Raw genomic sequence first — 22,069 nt, forward strand, 5'->3', positions numbered from 1 at the left:
CAGACGCGGCATACGCGGGTGCCGGGCAGGAGGGAATGGCTCATGGATGTGAGAGCCGACCAGGTTCAGTACAATCCCTACCGCGTTTTCTCGCGCGCACAGTGGGCCGCCCTGCGCGACGACATGCCGATGACGCTGACCGCCGAGGAAATCGCGCGGATGCACTCGATGCATGATCGCCTCGATATCAAGGAGGTCGAGGAAATCTATCTGCCGCTGTCGCGCCTGCTGTCGTTCTATGTCGCGGCGGCCCAGCGCCTGTTCGTCGCGCAGCGACACTTCCTCGGCATCGAAGATCGTAAGATGCCCTACATTATTGGCGTCGCCGGATCGGTGGCGGTGGGCAAGTCGACCACGGCCCGTGTGCTGCAAGCGCTTCTCGCGCGTTGGTCGCCGCGGCCCAAGGTGGATCTTGTCACCACCGACGGCTTTCTGTTTCCGAACGAGATTCTGGAGCGCGAAGGCCTGATGCAGAAGAAGGGCTTTCCCGAAAGCTACGACCTTCCGGCGCTGCTCAGCTTCCTATCCGACATCAAGGCCGGACGCCGGCCGGTCCGCGCGCCGGTCTACTCGCATCTCACCTACGACGTCATTCCCAACGAAGGCGTCGAAATCGACCGGCCCGACATCCTGATCGTTGAAGGCGTCAACGTGCTGCAAACCGGACGTCTGCCGCGCGACGGCAAGGCCGTTCCGTATGTGTCGGACTTCTTCGACTTCTCGGTCTATATCGATGCGGAGGAGCCGATCCTGCGCGAGTGGTATGTCGAGCGCTTTCTCACATTGCGCGACACGGCGTTCCGCGATCCGCGGTCCTACTTCAATCGCTACGCCAAGCTGTCCGACAAGGAAGCGACCGACAGGGCCCTTGAGCTCTGGACCACCATCAACCTGGTTAATCTGGAAGAGAACATCCTGCCGACCCGGCCGCGGGCGACGCTGATCCTGAAGAAGGGTAGCGACCACATCATCGAGGACGTTCAGTTGCGGCGGCTGTAGGCAGAGTTTTCTTCGTCATTGCGAGGAGCGGAGCGACGAAGCAATCCAGCTTCTCCCAAAAGTGGATTGCTTCGCTGCGCTCGCAATGACAGTCAGGTGGATCATGCCGCGTGACGCGTTGCGTCGGCGCCGAAGTGATCGAGATAACGGCCGGAGATCGCCGACACCGGCATGACAACCAGTACATCCGTGGTGCCAAACTGGTGGTCGACTACGGCGCCATCCCCAATGAAGGCGCCAACCCGAAGATAACCCTTGATCAGCGGCGGCAGCATCCGCAGCGCCGCCTTGGTGTCGATATCCTCTTTCGCGATACGGTTCATGTCCACCCGGCGCGAAGGATGAGCGCTGGCACGCCAGCCTTCCGGCGCGGCTGCGAAGTGGTGCAGGAACGACAGCGGCAATGCGAGCCGGTCGGGATCTGTGCCCTCGAAGCTGGCGCAGCCGATCATCACATCGAGATTATGCCGGCGCACATAGCTCCACACGCCGTGCCACAGCAATTCAACAGTTCGCTTGGTGCGATAGGGCGGCAATACGCACGAACGGCCGAGCTCGAGGAACTTCAGGCCTGTCTGCCGCTGCATCAGACCTGAAATGTCGAACTCGTCACCGGTGTAGAAACCGCCGTGTTTTTCGGCGACATCCTGGCGCAGCAGCCGATAGGTGCCGACCACGGGCTGCTTGCCGCTCATTGTCGGCTTGGCGGCATGATCCACCACGAGCAGGTGATCGCAGATCTTGTCGAACGCATCCTTGTCGCGCTGTGCCAGCATGGTCGCGGCGTCGGCGATGGCGGAGCCATTCTTGTAGAACACCTTGTAGCGCAGCTTCTGCGCGCGCTTCACGTCGCTCTTGGATTGAGCAAGACGGACTTCCAGCGAGCCGATCTTGCCGAGGCGCGCGGGTTGTATCATCTCCGGCACGGCCTCGCCGCGCAGGCTTGAGTGCAGAAGGTTTGGCATCAGCCAGGTGGCGGCGGTCGTTGCGGCCGATTTTGCATGAGCGGGCCGGAGCATCTGCACCAACGGATTTTGGCGAAATACTTCAAGCGGGCTTCGAACGGCCTGCTGTCGAAATGTTTTAGAGTTTGCATCCGGCTTCGTCAGCGCCGGTTTGTTGCCGCTCATGGCTTCCTCGCGGCTGCGCGCATTGATTCGTCAAGCGCAGCCCTGAGGCATCAATAATCATGGTCGTGATACGGATTTATGACAACGCACCGCGCAGCGATGGTGGGGTTCAGGCAGTCACCGTGCGTGATGACGCAGTTGCCGCCAGCGCATCCGTCAGCTTGTCGCGGTCGAGCGGCTTGACCAGAAAGCCATCCATGCCCGCTTCGAAGCAGGCATAGCGATCATCCACCAGGGTGTTTGCCGTTAGCGCAAGAATTCTCGTTCGTTGCGGGCTGCGCTCCGACTCAAGCGCACGAATTCGTTTCGTGGCCGCGATGCCGTCCAGCTTCGGCATCTGGATGTCCATCAGCACCACATCGTAAGGCGTGCCGGCGCCGTCTGCGGCCAGCCATGACTCAAGGGCCTGCTCGCCGTCGGTGGTGATGACCGCGCGGTGGCCCATGCGCGTCAGCAACGACCGGATCAGGAGTGCGTTGATCTCGTTGTCTTCCGCAACAAGGATCGAGAGCGGGCGCTGCGCAATCTGCGGCGAGACAATAGTCGAGGATTCGATCGCAGTTTCGGTGTCGTCAGGAAGTTCCGGCACCAGCGCTGCGCCGGGCATCGACAGACGTGCAGCCAGCGATGTCGCGCGCAGCGGCTTCACCAGATATCCCGTGAACAGAGCCATCATGCCGGGCGCGATATCGCGGCGCGCCGACGGCGTAAACATCGCGATCCGATGCATGGCATGGCGGGAGGCGGTCTCGGCGAAATCCTGCAACTGCGCATCGCCGCTCGTACAATCGACGAGGATTGCGTACCACGAACGCTCCGGCAGCAATGCGTGTGCGATGGCTGCGTCCGCCACCGTGCAGGTCTGCGCGCCCCAGCGTCCCAGGCGCCGGGCAATCAGCGAGGCTTCGATCGACTGCGGGCCGACCAGCAGGACCGACCTGTCTGTCAGATCGGGTGCGAGGAAGGACGACGCAACGCCATCGCTGTGCGCTGCCGGCGCGAGCGGAATCGAGAACGCGAATGTTGCACCGTTGCCCTCAGTGCTTTCCAGCGTGATCCGCCCGCCCATGCGCCGGACGATACGCTCGCTGATGCTGAGCCCCAGACCCGTCCCGCCGTAATTGCGCGCCGTACCCTCGGAGGCCTGTTCGAACTCTCGGAAGATCCGCTGCTGCGCTTCCGGCGCGATGCCGATGCCCGTGTCGCGGACAAGGAAGGAGATCTCACCGGGCCAGATGCCGGGCTCGACGATCAGGGCGACGCCGCCGGCGGGCGTGAACTTGATGGCGTTGCCGGCGAGATTGAGCAGGACCTGCCGCAGCCGCGCCGCGTCGCCAATCACCTCAGCCGGTAACCGCTCGTCGACATAGGATGCAATCTCGAGCTTGCGCGCCTGCGCACGGGGCGCGAGCAATTCGGTGATCTCCTCGATCATTGCTGCGAGTGCAAACGGCCGGTGTTCGAGATCGATCTTGCCTGCTTCGATCTTCGAGAAATCGAGAAGCTCGTCGATCAGCGCCATCAAGGCGTCGCCGGATGCCTTCACCGCCTTCGCATAGGTCGCCTGTTCTGCGGTCAGTGCTGTGTCGAGCAGCAGGTTGCTCATGCCGATGATGCCGTTCAGCGGTGTGCGGATCTCGTGGGACGCCATGGCGAGGAATTTCGATTTCGCCCGGTTGGCGGAATTGGCGATGTCGCGCGCTTCGGCAAGAGCCCTTTCGGTCTCGGCGCGGTCCGTCACATCTCGGCCGACGCATTGCAGATCGGCGGGCTGATGGGCATCGCTGCGGACCAGTCCCTCGCGCCAGGCGACCCAGCGCGGACCCGTTGCGCTGTCGATCTTCTGGTCGTGAACCCGTGTCCCGTTCGGCTCGATCGCAACGGCGCCCTGTTCCAGCACGGGAAGCGTGAACCGTGTCCCGATCAGAGCCTCGCGCGGTTTGCGTGCGAGGGCGCAGTAAGCGTCGTTCACTGAGGTGATGATTCCGTCGCTGTCGCGCAGCACGATCAGGTCGCTCTGGGATTCGAACAGGCTGCGGGCATGTTCCTCGGCGCCCTTCAGTTCCCAGTTGCGGTCGGCCAGCGCCTCATTGTGCAGTTCGATCTTGCGCATCTTCTTCCGCAGCCAGCGCATCCGCATGCTGAGCGTGGCAAGCGCCAGACAGGCCAGCGCGAACAGGAAGCTCGCACCGAGGGCGAAGCTGTGCGGATCATAGGTCTCGCTGCGGCTTCCGGTAATGAACCCGTAGGCTCCGCCAAAAGCTGCGGAGAAAATCATCACCGAGCGGATCGTGGCGCTGATCCAGGGATGCCGGCGGGCGAAACGGCGAAGCCGGGATCGGATGCGCAAGGCTCGCAGCATTATTGTCCGCTCCGCGGTTGGGATCGTGCGTGAGGAAAGCCCGCGCAAGAATGTGTTGGGGATGTTTCGAAGAGTTTGAAGCGCCTGTGGATCGTCGGCGGCGATACAAACGTGGCTAACGACGTGTTAACGCCGGGATCGATCGCGGCGGCGTCACATCGACCGCTCGGCCAGGCGGACGTTGTGTCCGGCGCTGACCACGAGCGCGGCCGCGTCGCGCGGGCTGAACGTCCGCGATTGCACGAAGATCCGGTAGTCCGCGCCGGCTTCCTGGGACAGATAGATCACCGGATCGGATGTTGAGGCGTGATCGACGATGCTGACGAATGTTGTATGACGGGAGACCGTGCAACTATCTGTCTCGGCGGTCTGCAGGCCGTCGATCACGGCGAAGTCCGCCATGTCGGCGTTGTCGACCACCTGAACCCGCACGGTGGCGACTTCCGGATCGTCGGTGAAGGAGACATGAAGCGGATTTTGCCATGGGCCGGTTGCGATCTGCATCGAAGCCCGGCCCAGCGCGATGCAGGGACTTGCGCTCGGGATCAGTTCACCGCCGGCGACCACGCCGGCCAGCAAGAGCGGAATGGTCGAGGCCAGGATCTTGACACGCAACATGGGACGCTACTCGCAACACGGGTTACCGCCAAAGCCGCCACGACAGGGCGGTTTATGGTTTTTGAAGTGTAAAGAGAGATCGTTACTGAAGGGTTTGCGGGCGCGGATATGAGCTACGCCGCGCGGCGTAAATCTTCAGCCAGCGCGCGGTAGGACAGGGCCTCGGCGAGATGAAGCCGCCCGATGGTGTCCGCGCCATCGAGGTCGGCGAGGGTGCGCGCCACCCGCAGCACGCGGTGATAGCCGCGTGCCGACAGCCGCATGGTTTCTGCGGCGTCGCGCAGCAGCTTTTGCCCCTGCGCATCGGGCTGCGCGATTTCTTCCAGCACCGCGGCCGGGGCTTCCGCGTTGGTGCGGATGTGCGGCAGGCCCAAGGCCGCGTAGCGCGCGATCTGAACGGCGCGGGCCGCGGCGACACGCGCCGCAACTTCAGCGGAGCCTTCCGCAGGCGCCGGAAGAATCAGGTCGGATGCGGTCACGGCCGGCACTTCGATGCGCAGATCGATGCGATCCATCAGCGGTCCGGAAATACGGCCCTGATAATCTGCGGTGCATCGGTCGATGCGGCCGCGCTTGCAGGAATAGCCGGGCTCATAGGCATGTCCGCAGCGGCAGGGATTCATCGCCGCAACCAGCATGAAACGCGCGGGGTATGTCACGCGATGGTTTGCCCGCGACACGGCGACCTCGCCGTTCTCCAGCGGCTGGCGCAGCGAATCCAGCACGCGTGCATCGAACTCCGGCAGTTCGTCAAGAAACAGCACACCGTGATGCGCCAGCGAAATTTCACCGGGTTTTGCGCGCATGCCGCCGCCGGTCAGCGCGGCCATGCTTGCGGAGTGATGCGGCGCGCGGAACGGCCGCCGCGCCGTCAGCGCGCCGCCTTCGATTTCGCCCGCGACAGATGCGATCATCGAAATCTCGAGCAGTTCGGACGGCGACAGCGGGGGCAGGATCGAGGGCAGCCGCGCCGCGAGCATCGACTTGCCCGCGCCAGGTGATCCGATCATCAGCAAGTGATGCCCGCCGGCGGCGGCGATCTCCAGCGCGCGCTTGGCGCTTTCCTGGCCCTTGATGTCGCGCAGGTCGAGCGATGCGATCTGGCGTTCGGTGATCTTCGGCTCGGGCCGCGTCAGAACCTGTGTGCCCTTGAAGTGGTTGGCGATCTGAATCAGCGACGCTGCCGCAACGATCTGAATCTCGGGGCTGGCCCAAGCCGCTTCCGCGCCGCAGGCCGCCGGGCAGATCAATCCCTCATCGCGTGCATTGGCTCCAATCGCTGCTGGGAGGACACCGGCGACCGGCGCGATCGAGCCATCGAGGCCCAGCTCACCGAGTACCGTAAATCCGCTCAGCGCATCGGGCGGGATTGCGCCGATGGCAGCCATCAGCCCGAGGGCAATGGGGAGATCGTAGTGACTGCCTTCCTTGGGCAGGTCGGCGGGCGCCAGATTGACGGTGATTCGCCGGGCCGGCAGCGCAAGGCCCGAGGCGATCAGGGCGGAGCGCACCCGCTCGCGTGCTTCCGACACCGCCTTGTCCGGCAGGCCGACGATTGAAAAAGCAGGTAATCCAGGCGCGACCTGAACCTGCACGTCCACCGCGCGGGCTTCGATGCCTTCAAACGCCACCGTGGAAACGCGCTGAACCATTGCTCCCTCGCCCCCGCCACAACCCTAGCAGGAACTTTTCCGGACGCAAGAACATTTAGGGAACACTCTGGGGCCTGCGGCAGGAGGACGTGCCTTCTGCCGCAGGTCAGCAGTCAGAGATTCATGATCATCGGCTCGGGGATGTAGCGGAAGCCCTCGCCGGCCTTCACCACATGGCCGTAGCCTGGCCAGGGGAAATGATAGGACATCACCGCCGTCTTGTTGGCCGCGATCGTGTCCAGCAGCTTGACCCGGGTGGCCGCGGCCATCTTCGGATCGGAGTCGTAGGCGAACTCCATCTTCGGCCGCTCCAGCAGCAACACCTGATGGTGGGTGAGGTCGCCGAGGAATGCGAACGACTTTCCATTCGACTGGATCATGAAGATGTGGTGGCCGAAGGTGTGGCCGGGCGCGGCTATTGCGGTGATGCCCGGCAGGAATTCCTGGCCGTCCTTGAAGAACACGATGCGGTCGCGTACCGGCATCAGGTTCTTGCGGGCGTGCGCGATGAAATCCTTGAGCGGTCCGTCCAGTTTCTTTTCGTCGGTCCAGAACTCGAGATCGGCCTGGCTGATATAGACCTGCGCATTCGGAAACAGCGGCTTGCCGCCTTCATCGACAATGCCGCCGATATGATCGATATGCGCGTGCGAGCAAACGATCGCATCGACATCCTCCGGCTTGAGACCGGCCTCGGTGATGCTCTTCTGCAAACGCCCGGTGGTCGGTCCAAAAAGTTTCGACGTGCCCATGCCGGTGTCGAACAGGACAATGCGTTCGCCGAAATTCACGATCGGCGCGTTCTGTTCGAGAATGACATTGCTGGGGCTGAGAAAGTTATCGCTCAGCATCTTCTGCACGTCTTCCTTCGGCACGCCGAGGAATGTGCCGGATGGATCGCCGAGCGGCAGCGGCCCGTCGGAAACCACCGTGACTTCGGCGTCGCCGAGCGTGAAGCGATGAAAGTAGGGAGCCTGCGTGCCAAGCTTGGGCGCACGCGCCATCGCGCCGTTGCTCATCACGGTTGCGCCAAGACTTGCGCCGAGTCCTGCACCAAGGGCAAGGAGAGATCGTCGCGAAACATCAATCGTCATGCGTTCCTCCGTTGAATTTTGTTGTTGGCCGCTTATGGTCGCGGTCGCGATTATGAGGCGCGTTGCGATGCACTGGCAAGGACCGGCATGCGCACGCATGCGCAGTGTCAAGCCGGCTTCAAAATTGGCGAACTGGAATGTCTCGAAAAATCAGGCGGGCTGATTTGCGGCGTGGGCGCTGCTGTGCGGAACCAGCGTGACGTCCCTGTCGTCGACCTTCGGCGAGATGCGAAGTCCGAACACATGCGGAAAACGCATGATATCGACATTGAAGTCCGCGGTGGTCACCGGCGTTGCGGCGGCGGCGGATTTCGGTGCGTAGAGCCGGCCCCAGATATCGACACCGGCGAATTGCGGCAACTGGGTCAGGCGCAGGTTGCCGATGGTGCCGTCGAATTTCAGCAGATGGCGTGCGCGGTCGTTCATCATCAGCACCCAGCCGTCGATGGCGTGACCGGCATCGTTGGTGATGGGGCAGGCGATGATCATCGCATCTGGCGCGGTGCGGAACAGGTGATCGTAGATCTCGGTCTGATGATTGATCAGCTCCGAATAGACCACAAGAATAACGGCGCCGTCGGTGACCTTGATCGGCAGAATCAGGCGCTGCCACAGCTGGCCGGTTTGCGACCAGGTTGCGGTAAAGCGGACGAAGGCGGGGGTGAGGCGCTTGGCCACCTGACGATAGACGTCGGCGAATTCCCGCTTCAGCGGATTGACCTGCTGCGACAGCAGGCTGCCTGCCAGATGTTCGCTGGCGTTGGCCTGAACCGCCTCGCCCACGTACATGTAGACGAAGTCGTCATTGATCGTGAGCAGATGAATGGAGTTGGCGCGAAGCTGATAGGAGCTTTCTTCTGTCAGCCGCTGCAGGGTCAAGTCATTGGTATCGTTTAGAGTTTTCCACTTAACCCACAGGAATTCCATCGCAGCGGTGGTCAACTCGCGCGGAATCGATGTGCCGTTGAAGACTTCAATTGCCATTGGCCAGCCCGTTTCGGTGCACGCATACCGCGTATCCGGTAGCGGCACACTCCCCCTGCCGCGAGATTGGCAGAAGGTGGTCAGCAATTGATTAAGGCCATCAAATGCATCGCAGACGCGTGGCGCGACAGGGATCGCTGACAGGCGATGGCGTCATTATTCGTCAGAAATTTTCAGCGGCGCTGGGCGGCAATGACATCCCAGATCTTTGCCGCAACATCGGGCCCGCCGAGCCGGGCAATCGCGCGGATGCCGGTGGGCGAAGTGACGTTGATTTCGGTCAGATGACCGTCGATCACGTCGATGCCGACGAACAGGAGGCCGCGCTCGCGCAGCGCGGGTCCCAGCCGTGCGCAGATTTCGCGCTCGCGTGGCGACAGATCGGTTGCAGCGGCCGCGCCGCCGCGCACCATGTTGGAGCGCAGATCGTCAGCTGCGGGGACACGATTGACCGCACCGGCGAATTCGCCGTCGACCAGGATGATGCGCTTGTCGCCATGCTTCACTTCGGGGAGGAAGCGCTGGATCACCCACGGCTCGCGGAACGTCACCGAGAACATGTCGTAGAGCGAACCGAAATTCATGTCGTTCGGCGTGATCCGGAACACCGCCGCACCGCCATGGCCGTAAAGCGGCTTCATCACCACGTCGCCATGCTCGGCGCGGAATGCGTTGATCTCGTCCTTGTCGCGCGAAATCAGCGTCGGCGGCATCAGGTCCGCAAACTCCATCACGAAGATTTTTTCCGGTGCGTTGCGCACGCTGGCCGGATTGTTGACAACCAGCGTCTTCGGATGGATGCGTTCGAGGAAATGAGTCGTGGTGATGTAGGCGAGATCGAACGGCGGGTCCTGCCGCAGCAGGATCACGTCGAAGGATTCGAGATCGACGCGCGTGGCATCGCCCAGCGTGAAGTGATCGCCTTCCTGATCGCGCACGGTCAGCGGCTGGATTACCGCAACCAGCTGCTCGCCCTTCAGGGACAGTTTTTCCGGCGTATAGTAGGACAGCGCATGGCCGCGCTTCTGCGCTTCGAGCAGCAGCGCGAATGTGGAGTCGCCGCGAATGTTGATCCGCACGATGGGGTCCATCTGGACGGCGACGTTCAGCTTCATGCTTTAAACCTGACTGTTGACCTGTTGCGGCGGCAATCTGTGCGATTTGGCGCGATCTTTCCAGAACAAATCCGCGCAACCCTGCCCGTCAGACACTGGCATCGAACGCCGCCATCAGGTGCTTTGGCAGGTGCTTCGGCGCGATCAGGACCACATCGAAGCGCATTTCGAAATCCGCATGCTCGGGATGCGTCATCAGCCAGAACTGGGCGGCGGCGACAATGCGCTGCTGCTGTTGGGGGGTGATGGAGTACGCCGCGTCGTCGAGCGAGGCGCGCGCCTTGACCTCGACAAAGGCGAGTAGTCCCCGCCTCCGTGCAACGACGTCGATTTCGCCATAGGGCGTACGAAAACGACGCGCCAGAATACGATACCCCTTGGCGATCAGGTAAACGCAGGCCTTGCTCTCGGCAGACAGGCCGGTCTGGAACGCGGCCACGCGCGCAGGCGAGGGAATTTTTGCTGGGCGGTCCTCGTGCGCTGAATTCGTTGGCGCGATGGTGCCACGCGTCTTGAGCGTTCGCGGTGGCGGATCGCTATTCCGCGTCATCGCCGCTCCGCGTTTCTTTCGAGAGTTCAAGTGCGCGGGCATAGACCTCGCGCTTGGCGCGACCCGATGCGTCGACTGCCTGCGCGACTGCATCCTTGACGCTGCCGTTCGCCAACGCGGAGCGCAGCAGATCGTCGAGCGCATCATTGCTCATCAGCCCGGCATCGGCGGCGGGCGGCCCGATCACCAGCACGAATTCGCCGCGCGTCTCCAGCGTGTCGGCGATTGCCGCGAGTTCATTCACCGTCGCGCGGCGCACTTCCTCATGCAGCTTGGTCATTTCGCGGCAGATCGCGGCTTCGCGCTCGCCCATGACGCCCGCAAGATCATGCAGGCAATCCTGCACCCGTGCCCCGCTCTCGAACATCACCAGCGTGGCATCGATGCGCGCAAGCTCGGTGAGGCGCGTGCGGCGCGCATTCTGTTTCGACGGCAGGAAGCCCTCGAAGAAAAAGCGATCCGTCGGCAGCGCCGCCACCGAGAGTGCCGTCAGCACCGACGACGGACCCGGCAATGCGATCACCGGGAAACCCGCCGCGCTGACCTCACGCACCAGTTTGAAGCCGGGATCGGAAATCAGCGGCGTTCCGGCATCGGACACCAGCGCGATGGACGCACCTTCCGCGAGCTTCTCCAGAATCTTCGGCCGCGCCGCTGCGGCGTTGTGCTCGTGATACTGCATCAGCGGTGCGGCGATGGAGAATCGTTCAAGCAGCCGCCGTGTGATGCGGGTGTCTTCGCAGGCCACAATGTCGGCGCCGGCGAGGGTTTCCAGTGCGCGCAGCGTGATGTCGCCGAGGTTGCCGATGGGCGTTGCGACCAGATACAGGCCAGGCGCGGCCTTCGGCGCATGCACAAGCTGCCCTGCGATCGCGAAACTGCGGGTGGGGTCGGAATCAGGTAGTGAAGCGGGAGATGATTTGGTGCGCATCGGGGCAATCTAGCGCGGCAGCGCCGCCGCGTCTTGTTCGCACCTGCAATAGCTGTTCATCTCCGGTTGTGCTGGAATGTGCAAAAAGCCTTTGATCCGGCTCGCTTATAGCCGACAATATGCCTGAATCCTCTTCCACACGTGTCTGAGGATCGATACCCGGAAGACAATGATGGTTGCGCCGTTCACTCCAAAGCCTCCACGCACCGGCGCGACCCGCCGCAGTGCTGTCGGCCTGATTCTGGGGGCGCCTCTTCTTGCCGGTTGCGCCGGAATGCAGTCGCCGTTCTCCGGTGGCGAGCAGCCTGCCGGCCCGCCACAGCAGCCGGCGGCGGTGGGCAGCGGCCAGGTCAAGGTCGGGCTGCTGCTGCCGCTGTCCGCATCCGGCAATGCCGCCGTGGCCGCGCAATCGATGCGCAACGCCGCAGAACTGGCGCTCGCCGAATTCCAGAATCCGAACATCCAGCTTCTGATCAAGGACGATAACGGGACGCCTCAGGGCGCACAGCAGGGTGCGCAGCAGGCCGTCGATGAAGGCGCTGAAATCATTCTCGGGCCATTGTTCGCCCAGTCGGTGCCGGCCGCCGCGCAGGTCGCGCGCAATCGCGGTATCTCGATGATCGCGTTCTCGACTGACTCGAGTGTTGCCGGACGCGGCGTCTATCTCCTGAGCTTTCTTCCCGAGTCGGACGTCAACCGGATCGTTGAATACGCCGCAGGCACCGGCAAGCGATCCTTTGCAGCCCTGCTGCCGGAAAATGCCTACGGCAACGTGGTCGAAGCCGCGTTCAAGCAGGCCGTCCCGCGCCGGGGCGGGCGCATTGCCGCGTTTGAGAAATACGGCGCCGATCGCGCGCAACCCGCAGCGACCATCGGCCAGGCGCTAACCAATGCGGATTCGTTGCTGCTCGCTGACGATGGCGATGCGCTGGCCGGAGTTGCGGATTCGCTTGCCGCGGGCGGAGCTGATCTCAAGCGGGTGCAATTGCTCGGCACGGGTCTCTGGGACAATCCCCGCGTGTTCGCGAACACCAATTTGCGGGGCGGGCTTTATGCTGCGCCCGATCCATCCGGCTTCCGCAGCTTTTCCCAGCGCTACCGTGCGAAGTACAGCGGTGATCCGGTCCGTACCGCCACGCTTGCCTATGATGGAGTTGCGCTGGTTGCGGCGCTCGCGCGAACACAGGGCGGCCAGCGGTTTTCGCCGGAGGTCCTGACCAATCCGTCAGGTTTTGCAGGTATCGACGGGCTGTTTCGATTCCGCAGCGACGGCACCAATGAGCGCGGTCTGGCGGTGATGCGCGTCACGGCCGGCGGCGGACAGATTGTCGCCGGATCGCCGAAGAGTTTTGGGGCGTAGAGAGTTTTTTTCTTTACCTCTCCCGTGGGGAGAGGTCGATGCACGAAGTGCATCGGGTGAGGGCGTAGAATCTCTCGATAGATTGAGAGCCCCTCACCCCAACCCCCTCCCCGCCGGGGAGAGGGAGCAGATCGTGCAGCGATTCTGTGGTCCAGAAAAGATTTTACTAAGCCGCCAGATCCGCGACCACGGCGTCCAGCACCGGAAATCCCTGCATCGTCACCCGCACGCGCCCGTCGGGATCGACGGCGATTGCGCCCTCATCCCGCAGGATTTCGATCCGCCTCGGATCGAGCGCGCGGCCCGACAGCGCGCGATAGCGTACCGGATCAATGCCTTCCGCCAGACGCAGCCCCATCAGCAGATATTCGTCGGCGCGCTCTTCGCTGTTGAGCAGGTCGTCGCTGATCACGCCATGCCCCTGCGCCTCGACGCGCATCAGCCAGGTCTCCGGCCGCTTCTCGGTGGCGATGGCGTGACGGATACCGTCGATATCGAGACGGGCATGTGCACCAGGACCGATGCCGGCATATTCCTGTCCCCGCCAGTAGACGAGGTTGTGCTTGCACTCCGCGCCTGGCCGCGCGTGATTGGAGATCTCGTAGGAGGGCAGGCCGAGTTTGGCGCAGACATCCTGCGTCACGTCATAGAGTGCGCGCGCCACAGCCTCGTCGGGGATCTTGAGCTTGCCGGCGGCATGCAGACCGAAGAACGGTGTCTCCGGCTCGATGGTGAGCTGATACAGCGACAGATGCTCGGCGGCTTCCGCCACCGCGAGCTTGAGTTCGTCTTCCCACATCCGCGGGGTCTGGTCGGGACGCGCGTAGATCAGATCGAACGAATAGCGGTCGAATGCCGAGCGCGCGATGGCGACCGCGTCGAGCGCTTCGCGCGCGGTGTGCAGGCGCCCGAGCGCCTTCAGTGATGCATCGTCGAGCGCCTGTACGCCGAGGGAGACACGATTCACACCCGCTGCGCGATAGCCCTTGAAGCGCGTGGCCTCGACGCTGGTCGGATTGGCTTCGAGCGTTACTTCGACGTCGCTGGCGACGCGCCAGTGCCTGGCGATGGCGTTGAGGATCGCGCCGACGGTCTGCGGCTGCATCAGCGATGGCGTGCCGCCCCCAAGAAAGATCGACGTGACCTCGCGGCTCGGGGTGCGCGCGGCGGTGGTCTCGATTTCGCGCTCGAAAGCACGGGCAAAACGAAACTCGTCGATCGGCGCGTGGCGCACATGGCTGTTGAAGTCGCAGTACGGACACTTCGACAGGCAGAACGGCCAGTGGACGTAAACACCGAAGGCCTGTTTCGCGTCAGCGCTCATTTGAGGCACATCTCCGCGAGTTTCACGAAAGCCTTGGCGCGATGGGAGAGACCCATGCCGTGCGGCGGCAAGCCATGCTTCTCGATGCTGGTCATCTCGCCGAAGGTGCGGCTGTGACCGTCCGGCAGAAACGCCGGATCGTAGCCGAAGCCGGCGGTGCCGCGCGGCGGCCAGACCAGCGTGCCATCGACGCGCGCTTCGACATCCTCCTGATGGCCGTCCGGCCAGGCAACACAGAGCGCCGAGACGAAATGCGCCTTGCGCTGCGCAGGCTCCTTCGCGCCGCGCTCCTGCAACAGGCGTTCGATCTGCGACATCGCTGCGAGAAAATTCTTGTCATCTCCGGCCCAGCGCGCCGAATAGATTCCGGGCTGGCCATCGAGCGCCTCGACTGCGAGGCCCGAGTCGTCGGCGAAGGCCGGAAGTTTCGTCGCCTGTGCCGCGGCCACGGCCTTGATGCGGGCATTGGCCTGGAAGGTCGTGCCGGTCTCAATCGGTTCGGCGAGGCCGAGTTCCGCCGCGGACACCGCTTCAACACCATACGGTGCCAGCAGTTCGCGCATCTCGGCGAGCTTGCCGGGATTGTGGGTCGCGATCACAAGGCGGCCGGTGATTCGGCGATGATCACTCATGCGCAATGCTTATCCCTGAGAAGCGCGGTTGAAAGCGGGAAATTACGCTACCGCCATTTTTTGCAGGTCGACCAGCCGGGCGACGCCCTTCTTGGCCAGCGCCATCAAGTTGAGAAACTCCTCCTGTGAGAATGGCGTCTTTTCGGCGGTGCCCTGGACTTCGATGATACGGCCGTCGCCGGTCATGACGAAGTTCGCATCGGTCTCGGCTTCGGAGTCTTCCGCATAATCAAGGTCGAGCACCGGCGTGCCGTTGTAGATCCCGCACGAAATCGCGGCGACGTTGTCGCGCAGCACGTTGTCGTTCTTCAGCATGTTGCGGGCCTTCATCCATTGCAGGCAATCTGCAAGAGCGACCCAGGCGCCGGTGATTGACGCAGTGCGGGTGCCGCCGTCGGCCTGAATGACATCGCAGTCCACCGTGATCTGACGTTCGCCCAGCGCAACGAGATCCACGGTGGTGCGCAGTGAGCGGCCGATCAGGCGCTGAATCTCGACGGTGCGGCCGCTCTGCTTTCCGGCGGCGGACTCGCGGCGCATGCGCTCATGGGTGGCGCGCGGCAGCATGCCGTATTCGGCGGTGACCCAGCCGCGGGCCTGACCTTTCAGCCATGGCGGCAGGCGATCTTCCAGCGTTGCGGTGACCAGCACATGGGTGTCGCCGAATTTCACCATGCAGGAACCTTCGGCGTATTTGACCACGCCGCGTTCCAGCGTGACGGGGCGCAGTTCGTCGGGCGCGCGACGGCTCGGCCGCATGAGATATCCTCCAGAAACATAGGGAAACGTCGATTTGGCGCTGCTTTTAGGGGGTTGGGCCCGCAGCGGCAAGGGAAGATGAGGGGCCGATAAGGATGTTCGCAGAATGACGCTTGTCAGCGCGCCGCGCGATGGACAATTGTAGCAGAAACAACCCGTTTGGAGCTCGATTTTGGCCCACCACGACCCGATAGGCCATCTGATCACGCCGAACGCCGGACTGGCGCAGCTCAACGAGCGGTCGCGGGATATCTTCCGCCAGATCGTCGAGAGCTATCTGGCCACCGGCGAGCCGGTAGGCTCGCGCAACATCTCGCGCCTTATCACGATGCCGCTGTCTCCGGCCTCGGTGCGCAACGTGATGTCGGATCTTGAGCAGTTGGGACTGATCTACGCGCCGCACACCTCCGCGGGCCGGCTGCCGACAGAACTGGGATTGCGCTTTTTCGTCGATGCGCTGATGCAGGTCGGCGATCTGACCGAGCCGGAGCGCCAGTCGATCGAAGGTCAGCTCAAGTCCGTCGGTGGGGCGACATCGATCGAGGCTGCATTGAGCGAAGCCTTGACGCGGCTCTCGGGATTGACCCGCGCCGCCGCCGTTGTGCTGACGCAAAAGTCGAACGTGCGGCTCAAGCATATCGAATTCGTCCGCCTTGAACCGACGCAGGCACTGGTCGTGCTGGTGGCGGAAGACGGTCAGGTCGAGAACCGCGTGCTGCCGCTGCCGCCGGGCGTGCCGTCATCGGCATTGACGGAAGCTTCCAATTTTCTCAATTCGCGAATTCGCGGGCGCACGCTGGCCGAAGCGCGCAGCGAACTCGAAGCCGCGCTGACGGCGGGACGCAGCGAGCTCGATCAACTCACGCAGAAGGTGATTGCAGCGGGTATCGCGAGCTGGTCGGGCGGCGCCAGCGACGAGCGGCAACTGATCGTTCGCGGTCACGCCAATCTTCTGGAAGATCTTCACGCGATGGAGGATCTCGAGCGGGTGCGGCTCTTGTTCGACGACCTTGAAGCGAAGAAAGGCGTGATCGACCTGCTCGGCCGCGCGGAACGCGCCGACGGCGTGCGCATCTTCATCGGCTCCGAAAACAAGCTGTTCTCGCTGTCCGGCTCCTCGACCATTATCGCGCCCTATCGCGACGGCGCAGGCCATATCGTTGGTGTGCTGGGTGTGATCGGCCCGACGCGGCTGAACTATGCGCGGGTCATTCCGACGGTCGATTATGCCGCCCGGATCGTCAGTCAGCTGATCGGCAAATAACGCTTCGCGCTTGATTTTCCGCGTCCAAAGCACGATATGCGGGCTAACAATCACACATTCGCGATGACGATTTTCTGAAAAGGTGAGTAATGGCCAATTCCAACGGGCAAAAGGAACCGCAGGACACGTCTGCGCCGGAAGCGGCGAACGACAAGGAACCCGTGGTCTCAAAGCCTTACGTGATGCCGGACGATCCTGAGGAAGGGTCGGTCGAGGCGCTCACCAAGGAAGTCGCCGAGGCCAGGGACCGCACGCTCCGCACGCTTGCGGAGATGGAAAACCTGCGCAAGCGCACGGCGAAGGAAGTCACGGATGCGCGCACTTACGGCATCACGGCGTTCGCGCGTGACGTACTCGACATCGCCGATAATCTCCAGCGTGCGCTGGATGCGGTGCCGACAGAGGCGCGCGAAGCCGCCGATGCAGGCCTCAAAGGCCTGATCGAAGGCGTCGAACTGACCGAGAAGGCGCTGCACAAGGCGCTGGAAAAGAACGGCGTGCAGAAGCTCGATCCGCTCGGCGAGAAGTTCAATCCGAACTTCCATCAGGCGATGTACGAGGTGCCGGATTCCTCGGTCCCTGCGGGAACCGTCGTGCAGGTCGTGCAGGGCGGTTACACCATCGGCGATCGCGTGCTGCGTCCGGCGCTGGTTGCCGTGTCCAAGGGCGGCGCGAAGAGCTAGTTCTTCTAGCGCGGATCGATGCCGTCGCGGACCGCGCGGAATCGCGGGAACGCCTTCGGCCATTCGTCGCGGGTCGCGCTGGCGATGATCCGCAGCGATGATCCGCCGCCGAATCTCAGCCACTGCACCACGGTCACCGGTGTATCGTTCTTGCCGGCCACCGCATCGATCCGGGTTTCGTATCCGGGCGTGCCCTCGATCCGCAGCGGCTCGTTCGATGTGATGCGCGCGTTGCGAATGCCGGGAATGGTGGCAGCGGTCTGCTGCGCGAAGCGCCCGCGATCTTCCGGCGAGGCCGGACCCGCCGCGGTCAGGCCGATCACCATGTAAGGCGCACCATCCAGCGTCGTGTCTTCGGTGCCGTCGGTCAGCAGGATCGACGAGCGCGGCGCCAGGGTGCGAACGGTCTTGAACTCGCCGAGTTCACCGATCTTGAACGGCATCAGGCTGAGCTGCTCGTCGACCGGAACGTCCTTGCGCAGCTTTGTCGACGCCAGCATCTTGCGAACGGCCTCGTCGGAAAGCGGCTTCGCCGCGTCCTCGCGCGCTTGCGCAATAACGTAGCCCGTAAACTTGTCACCAGACACGATCAGCGAATACATCCGGACGGTGGTTGCGCCGTCCTTGCCGATATCCGAGGTAATGAAGGCTTTGCCTGCTGCGGTGTCGAAGGCTTCCGGCTTGGCGCCGGCGGGGGGTGCCTTGCCCTCTTTCACGGCAGTCTCGACCGCTGCGAAAGCCTCGGGTGGAATCTCGGCTACTCCGACCTTGATCTTCTGGTCTTCGGATTCGAAGCCGAGGAATTCCTTGGCCACATTCAGCCCTTCAGCGGGCACCAGCCCGACCCGCGCACCCGACGGGAACACAGGATCAGCGGCAAGGGCGGGCGAGGCCATGGTGATGGCGGCAATGGCGAGAACGCGGGCGATTGTTTTCATGAAACCTGACTGATGTCGTATTGAGGCCGTTCGATGGTCGGTCCGGCGCGAGATGGTCTCGTTGCGAGGCTTTGACTGTTTCTGCGCCGGGCCAACAGATCAAGGCCCGAATCGTTGCAAATTGACGCATTCGCGGAGGCTTTCCGCGCCTGGAGGGAGGGCTCACGGGGCCTGCCGGAATTCATTTTCCCGGCTGTTTACAAGGGCCGGTCCTTGCGGGCCCATGCCCCCCTCCTATATGAGGCGGAGCGTCGCAACGTCGCGAATATTTGATACTTGGGGGTTTGGATTGGTGCGCCGTCAGGGCCCAGCCAACCTGCCGCAAAAAGAAGGACTAGAGGACCATGGGAAAGGTCATTGGGATCGATCTCGGCACCACGAATTCGTGCGTGGCCGTGATGGACGGCAAATCGCCGAAAGTGATCGAGAATGCCGAAGGCATGCGGACGACCCCGTCCATCGTTGCCTTCACTGACGATGGCGAGCGCCTCGTCGGTCAGCCGGCCAAGCGCCAGGCAGTAACAAATCCGGAAAACACCATCTTCGCCGTCAAGCGCCTCATCGGCCGCCGCTACGACGATCCGACGGTCGAAAAGGACAAGAAGCTTGTCCCCTACAAGATTGTAAAAGCTTCCAACGGCGACGCCTGGGTCGAGGCCGACGGCCAGACCTATTCGCCCTCGCAGGTCTCTGCTTTCATTCTGCAGAAGATGAAGGAGACCGCGGAAGCTCATCTCGGCCAGAAGGTCGATCAGGCGGTCATCACCGTGCCTGCCTATTTCAACGACGCCCAGCGTCAGGCCACCAAGGACGCCGGCAAGATCGCCGGCCTTGAAGTGCTGCGCATCATCAACGAGCCGACCGCTGCCGCGCTCGCCTACGGTCTCGACAAGAGCAAGAACGGCACCATCGCGGTTTACGACCTCGGCGGCGGCACGTTCGACGTCTCGATCCTCGAGATCGGCGACGGCGTATTCGAGGTGAAGTCCACCAACGGCGATACGTTCCTCGGCGGTGAAGACTTCGACATGCGTCTCGTTGGCTATCTGGCCGATGAGTTCCAGAAGGAGCAGGGCATCAACCTGCGTAACGACAAGCTCGCTCTGCAGCGCCTGAAAGAGGCCGCTGAAAAAGCCAAGATCGAACTGTCGTCGACGACCCAGACCGAAATCAATCTGCCGTTCATCACGGCGGACGCGTCCGGTCCGAAGCATCTGACCATGAAGCTCACCCGCGCGAAGTTCGAGGCGCTGGTGGACGACCTGATCCAGAAGACCATCGAGCCGTGCCGCAAGGCGCTCAAGGATGCCGGTCTTTCGGCGGCCGAAATCAACGAGGTTGTTCTGGTCGGCGGCATGACGCGCATGCCGAAGGTGCAGGAAGTCGTGAAGCAGCTGTTCGGCAAGGAGCCGCACAAGGGCGTCAACCCTGACGAAGTCGTCGCCATCGGCGCGGCCATTCAGGCCGGCGTGCTGCAAGGCGACGTCAAGGACGTGCTGCTGCTCGACGTGACCCCGCTGTCGCTCGGCATCGAAACGCTGGGCGGTGTGTTCACGCGCATCATCGAGCGCAACACCACGATCCCGACCAAGAAGAGCCAGGTGTTCTCGACCGCCGAGGACAACCAGGGCGCGGTCACCATTCGCGTGTTCCAGGGTGAACGCGAGATGGCGGCGGACAACAAGATGCTCGGTCAGTTCGACCTGATGGGCATTCCGCCGGCGCCGCGCGGCATGCCGCAGATCGAGGTCACGTTCGACATCGACGCCAACGGCATCGTCAACGTGTCGGCGAAGGACAAGGCGACCAACAAGGAACAGCAGATTCGCATTCAGGCGTCCGGCGGACTGTCTGACAGCGATATCGAGAAGATGGTCAAGGACGCCGAGGCCAATGCGGCCGAGGACAAGAAGCGCCGCGAGGCGGTTGACGCCAAGAACCATGCCGACGCGCTGGTGCATTCCACTGAGAAGGCGCTGGCCGAGCACGGATCGAAGGTCGGCGAGCCCGAGCGCAAGGCCATCGAAGACGCGCTGGCGGATCTGAAGGAAGCCCTGAAGGGCGACGATGCAGAAGCCATCAAGACGAAGACCAATACCCTCGCTCAGGCTTCGATGAAGCTCGGCGAGGCAATGTACACGCAGCAGGCCGAGGCGGACGCCGCCAAGGATGCTGCGAAGGACGATGTCGTTGACGCCGAGTTTACCGAAGTCGACGACGATAAGACCAACAAGAAGTCCGCGTAACTGTACACGACCGGCCTCCCCTTCAAGGGGAGGCCTTTCGTGGTGAACCGAACCACTCACACATCCAGACTCGCATGACCCAGATTAGCCATGTCTAAGGCCTGCTATTATGAGACACTGGAAGTCGAACGTTCTGTCGACGAAGCCGGCCTGAAGTCGGCCTTCCGCAAGCTCGCGATGAAATGGCACCCGGACAAGAATCCGGGCGACCCGTCCTGCGAGCACAAGTTCAAGGAAATCTCCGAGGCCTACGAGATCCTCAAGGACGGAAACAAGCGTGCCGCCTATGATCGCTATGGCCATGCCGCGTTCGAGCAGGGCAATGGCAACGGCCATGCGCACGGCTTCGGCGCGGGCTTTGCGTCTTCTTTCTCCGATATTTTCGAAGACCTGTTCGGCATGGCCGGACAGCGCGGCGGCCGTGGCGGCCGCGAGCGCGGCGCGGACCTGCGCTACAACATGGAAATCACGCTGGAGGAGGCATTCTCCGGCAAGACTGCGCAGATCAACATTCCCGTCGCGGTCACTTGCGAGACATGCTCCGGCACCGGCGCCAAGGCCGGCACCAAGCCGAAGGCCTGTTCGATGTGCGGCGGCGCCGGGCGTGTTCGCCAGGCGCAAGGCTTCTTCACGCTTGAACGGACGTGCCCCGCTTGTCAGGGCCGCGGCCAGATGATCGAAACGCCGTGCGCGTCGTGTTCGGGGCAGGGCCGCGTTCAGAAGGAGCGTTCGCTGTCGGTGAACATTCCGCCGGGCGTCGAGGACGGCACCCGCATTCGTCTCGCCGGCGAAGGCGAGGCGGGCGTTCAGGGCGGTCCTGCGGGCGATCTCTATATTTTCCTGTCGCTGGCGGCGCACAAGTTCTTCCAGCGCGACGGCGCCGATCTGCATTGCCGCGTCCCGGTCTCGATGGTGACGGCGGCGATGGGCGGCGAGTTCGAAGTGCCGACCATCGATCAGGGCAAGACCAAGGTGAAGGTGCCGTCGGGCACCCAGTCCGGCCGCCGCTTCCGCGTTGGTGGAAAGGGCATGCCTGTGCTGCGTTCCCGGCAGACGGGCGACATGTACGTGCAGGTCGTGGTCGAAACGCCGCAAAACCTGACCAAGAAGCAGAAAGAACTGCTGGCGGAGTTCGAAAAGCTGTCGTCGGGCGACACCCAGCCGGAGGCGGCCGGTTTCTTCAAGATGGTCAAGGACTTCTTCGGAACCCGCGCCAATTCGCCATAGTGATCCCTTGGTTCTGGCATTCGTACCGCCTCTCTCGCAGGCACTTTTACGAATGCTAGAACCAAGGGATCACTAGAATCATAGTTACCCAGTGTCCCTTTGAATCCGAAGTTCGCTACGGAACTTGCTGCAAAACCTGGCGAACTTCGGATTCGGGACACTGGCGGCGTCCTTGACGCTTTTTGCTTGCGTCGGTACCCC

At 62.9% G+C, this 22,069-nt stretch carries 19 protein-coding genes; 6 read left to right on the plus strand and 13 right to left on the minus strand.

Annotation, left to right across the window (positions count from 1 at the left end; all coding sequences use genetic code 11):
• Window positions 1–42: 42 nt before the first annotated feature.
• A complete protein-coding gene (gene coaA, locus AC1Q67_RS11345; protein ID WP_492234053.1) occupies window positions 43–999 on the plus strand; it encodes a type I pantothenate kinase in 957 nt (318 codons plus the stop codon).
• A 101-nt stretch (window positions 1,000–1,100) separates the two neighbouring features.
• Here coaA and olsB read toward each other — a convergent pair whose 3' ends face one another.
• The 9 genes from olsB to rsmI all read right to left on the minus strand — a co-directional run bounded on the left by olsB (window position 1,101) and on the right by rsmI (window position 11,435).
• The gene (gene olsB, locus AC1Q67_RS11350; RefSeq protein WP_492234052.1) at window positions 1,101–2,129 is read right to left on the minus strand and encodes a l-ornithine N(alpha)-acyltransferase; all 1,029 of its coding nucleotides are present in this window, start codon (window positions 2,127–2,129) and stop codon (window positions 1,101–1,103) included.
• 109 nt (window positions 2,130–2,238) lie between these two features.
• Window positions 2,239–4,491 (minus strand): ATP-binding protein, encoded by a 2,253-nt coding sequence (locus AC1Q67_RS11355; RefSeq protein ID WP_492234051.1) that lies wholly within the window; start codon window positions 4,489–4,491, stop codon window positions 2,239–2,241.
• Window positions 4,492–4,644: 153 nt separating this feature from the next.
• Window positions 4,645–5,109 carry a hypothetical protein gene (locus AC1Q67_RS11360; RefSeq protein WP_492234050.1) on the minus strand — a complete coding sequence of 155 codons (465 nt, stop codon included), beginning with the start codon at window positions 5,107–5,109 and terminating at the stop codon, window positions 4,645–4,647.
• Between the two features lie 113 nt (window positions 5,110–5,222).
• Window positions 5,223–6,761, minus strand: coding sequence for a YifB family Mg chelatase-like AAA ATPase (locus tag AC1Q67_RS11365; RefSeq protein ID WP_492234049.1), 1,539 nt, complete (start codon window positions 6,759–6,761; stop codon window positions 5,223–5,225).
• A gap of 113 nt (window positions 6,762–6,874) precedes the next feature.
• On the minus strand, window positions 6,875–7,855 hold the full coding sequence (locus AC1Q67_RS11370) for an MBL fold metallo-hydrolase (protein WP_492234048.1): 981 nt from the start codon (window positions 7,853–7,855) through the stop codon (window positions 6,875–6,877).
• Between the two features lie 150 nt (window positions 7,856–8,005).
• The gene (locus tag AC1Q67_RS11375) at window positions 8,006–8,839 is read right to left on the minus strand and encodes a hypothetical protein (protein WP_492234047.1); all 834 of its coding nucleotides are present in this window, start codon (window positions 8,837–8,839) and stop codon (window positions 8,006–8,008) included.
• 173 nt (window positions 8,840–9,012) lie between these two features.
• A complete protein-coding gene (gene gshB, locus AC1Q67_RS11380) occupies window positions 9,013–9,954 on the minus strand; it encodes a glutathione synthase (RefSeq protein WP_492234046.1) in 942 nt (313 codons plus the stop codon).
• 88 nt (window positions 9,955–10,042) lie between these two features.
• A complete protein-coding gene (locus AC1Q67_RS11385; protein WP_492234045.1) occupies window positions 10,043–10,504 on the minus strand; it encodes a YraN family protein in 462 nt (153 codons plus the stop codon).
• Window positions 10,491–11,435, minus strand: a complete 945-nt coding sequence (gene rsmI / locus AC1Q67_RS11390) for a 16S rRNA (cytidine(1402)-2'-O)-methyltransferase (RefSeq protein WP_492234044.1) — start codon at window positions 11,433–11,435, stop codon at window positions 10,491–10,493. Before rsmI ends, AC1Q67_RS11385 begins: the two co-directional genes overlap by 14 nt.
• A 172-nt stretch (window positions 11,436–11,607) precedes the next feature.
• On the opposite strand from rsmI, the gene AC1Q67_RS11395 reads away from it, so the two are divergent.
• Window positions 11,608–12,795 carry a penicillin-binding protein activator gene (locus AC1Q67_RS11395; protein ID WP_024576763.1) on the plus strand — a complete coding sequence of 396 codons (1,188 nt, stop codon included), beginning with the start codon at window positions 11,608–11,610 and terminating at the stop codon, window positions 12,793–12,795.
• A gap of 166 nt (window positions 12,796–12,961) precedes the next feature.
• Here AC1Q67_RS11395 and hemW read toward each other — a convergent pair whose 3' ends face one another.
• From hemW to rph, 3 genes are read right to left on the minus strand one after another with little or no spacing between them, the layout of a single operon-like run.
• Window positions 12,962–14,119, minus strand: a complete 1,158-nt coding sequence (gene hemW, locus AC1Q67_RS11400; protein ID WP_492234043.1) for a radical SAM family heme chaperone HemW — start codon at window positions 14,117–14,119, stop codon at window positions 12,962–12,964.
• The gene (gene rdgB, locus AC1Q67_RS11405) at window positions 14,116–14,751 is read right to left on the minus strand and encodes an RdgB/HAM1 family non-canonical purine NTP pyrophosphatase (RefSeq protein ID WP_492234042.1); all 636 of its coding nucleotides are present in this window, start codon (window positions 14,749–14,751) and stop codon (window positions 14,116–14,118) included. The genes hemW and rdgB overlap by 4 nt, the downstream gene beginning before the upstream one ends.
• Window positions 14,752–14,793: 42 nt before the next feature.
• The gene (rph, locus tag AC1Q67_RS11410) at window positions 14,794–15,510 is read right to left on the minus strand and encodes a ribonuclease PH (RefSeq protein WP_492234041.1); all 717 of its coding nucleotides are present in this window, start codon (window positions 15,508–15,510) and stop codon (window positions 14,794–14,796) included.
• Window positions 15,511–15,682: 172 nt separating this feature from the next.
• On the opposite strand from rph, the gene hrcA reads away from it, so the two are divergent.
• Window positions 15,683–16,774 carry a heat-inducible transcriptional repressor HrcA gene (hrcA, locus tag AC1Q67_RS11415; RefSeq protein WP_492234040.1) on the plus strand — a complete coding sequence of 364 codons (1,092 nt, stop codon included), beginning with the start codon at window positions 15,683–15,685 and terminating at the stop codon, window positions 16,772–16,774.
• A gap of 89 nt (window positions 16,775–16,863) precedes the next feature.
• Window positions 16,864–17,457: a nucleotide exchange factor GrpE gene (gene grpE / locus AC1Q67_RS11420; protein WP_492234039.1), complete on the plus strand. Its 594-nt coding sequence runs from the start codon at window positions 16,864–16,866 to the stop codon at window positions 17,455–17,457.
• A 5-nt stretch (window positions 17,458–17,462) separates the two neighbouring features.
• Here grpE and AC1Q67_RS11425 read toward each other — a convergent pair whose 3' ends face one another.
• Window positions 17,463–18,395, minus strand: a complete 933-nt coding sequence (locus AC1Q67_RS11425; protein WP_492234038.1) for a hypothetical protein — start codon at window positions 18,393–18,395, stop codon at window positions 17,463–17,465.
• A gap of 344 nt (window positions 18,396–18,739) precedes the next feature.
• On the opposite strand from AC1Q67_RS11425, the gene dnaK reads away from it, so the two are divergent.
• Both dnaK and dnaJ read left to right on the plus strand, forming a co-directional pair.
• Window positions 18,740–20,641 (plus strand): molecular chaperone DnaK, encoded by a 1,902-nt coding sequence (dnaK, locus tag AC1Q67_RS11430; protein WP_024576757.1) that lies wholly within the window; start codon window positions 18,740–18,742, stop codon window positions 20,639–20,641.
• A 90-nt stretch (window positions 20,642–20,731) separates the two neighbouring features.
• On the plus strand, window positions 20,732–21,868 hold the full coding sequence (gene dnaJ, locus AC1Q67_RS11435; protein WP_492234037.1) for a molecular chaperone DnaJ: 1,137 nt from the start codon (window positions 20,732–20,734) through the stop codon (window positions 21,866–21,868).
• Window positions 21,869–22,069 lie beyond the last annotated feature (201 nt).

It is taken from the genome of Afipia sp. GW823-FHT06G09 (assembly GCF_058794875.1).

Bases quoted from the DNA above. Each gene is read 5' to 3' on its own strand.
- coaA (WP_492234053.1), top strand. From the start codon at position 43: ATGGATGTGAGAGCCGACCAGGTTCAGTACAATCCCTACCGCGTTTTC.
- olsB (WP_492234052.1), bottom strand. From the start codon at position 2,129: ATGAGCGGCAACAAACCGGCGCTGACGAAGCCGGATGCAAACTCTAAA.
- AC1Q67_RS11355 (WP_492234051.1), bottom strand. From the start codon at position 4,491: ATGCTGCGAGCCTTGCGCATCCGATCCCGGCTTCGCCGTTTCGCCCGC.
- AC1Q67_RS11360 (WP_492234050.1), bottom strand. From the start codon at position 5,109: ATGTTGCGTGTCAAGATCCTGGCCTCGACCATTCCGCTCTTGCTGGCC.
- AC1Q67_RS11365 (WP_492234049.1), bottom strand. From the start codon at position 6,761: ATGGTTCAGCGCGTTTCCACGGTGGCGTTTGAAGGCATCGAAGCCCGC.
- AC1Q67_RS11370 (WP_492234048.1), bottom strand. From the start codon at position 7,855: ATGACGATTGATGTTTCGCGACGATCTCTCCTTGCCCTTGGTGCAGGA.
- AC1Q67_RS11375 (WP_492234047.1), bottom strand. From the start codon at position 8,839: ATGGCAATTGAAGTCTTCAACGGCACATCGATTCCGCGCGAGTTGACC.
- gshB (WP_492234046.1), bottom strand. From the start codon at position 9,954: ATGAAGCTGAACGTCGCCGTCCAGATGGACCCCATCGTGCGGATCAAC.
- AC1Q67_RS11385 (WP_492234045.1), bottom strand. From the start codon at position 10,504: ATGACGCGGAATAGCGATCCGCCACCGCGAACGCTCAAGACGCGTGGC.
- rsmI (WP_492234044.1), bottom strand. From the start codon at position 11,435: ATGCGCACCAAATCATCTCCCGCTTCACTACCTGATTCCGACCCCACC.
- AC1Q67_RS11395 (WP_024576763.1), top strand. From the start codon at position 11,608: ATGGTTGCGCCGTTCACTCCAAAGCCTCCACGCACCGGCGCGACCCGC.
- hemW (WP_492234043.1), bottom strand. From the start codon at position 14,119: ATGAGCGCTGACGCGAAACAGGCCTTCGGTGTTTACGTCCACTGGCCG.
- rdgB (WP_492234042.1), bottom strand. From the start codon at position 14,751: ATGAGTGATCATCGCCGAATCACCGGCCGCCTTGTGATCGCGACCCAC.
- rph (WP_492234041.1), bottom strand. From the start codon at position 15,510: ATGCGGCCGAGCCGTCGCGCGCCCGACGAACTGCGCCCCGTCACGCTG.
- grpE (WP_492234039.1), top strand. From the start codon at position 16,864: ATGGCCAATTCCAACGGGCAAAAGGAACCGCAGGACACGTCTGCGCCG.
- AC1Q67_RS11425 (WP_492234038.1), bottom strand. From the start codon at position 18,395: ATGAAAACAATCGCCCGCGTTCTCGCCATTGCCGCCATCACCATGGCC.
- dnaK (WP_024576757.1), top strand. From the start codon at position 18,740: ATGGGAAAGGTCATTGGGATCGATCTCGGCACCACGAATTCGTGCGTG.
- dnaJ (WP_492234037.1), top strand. From the start codon at position 20,732: ATGTCTAAGGCCTGCTATTATGAGACACTGGAAGTCGAACGTTCTGTC.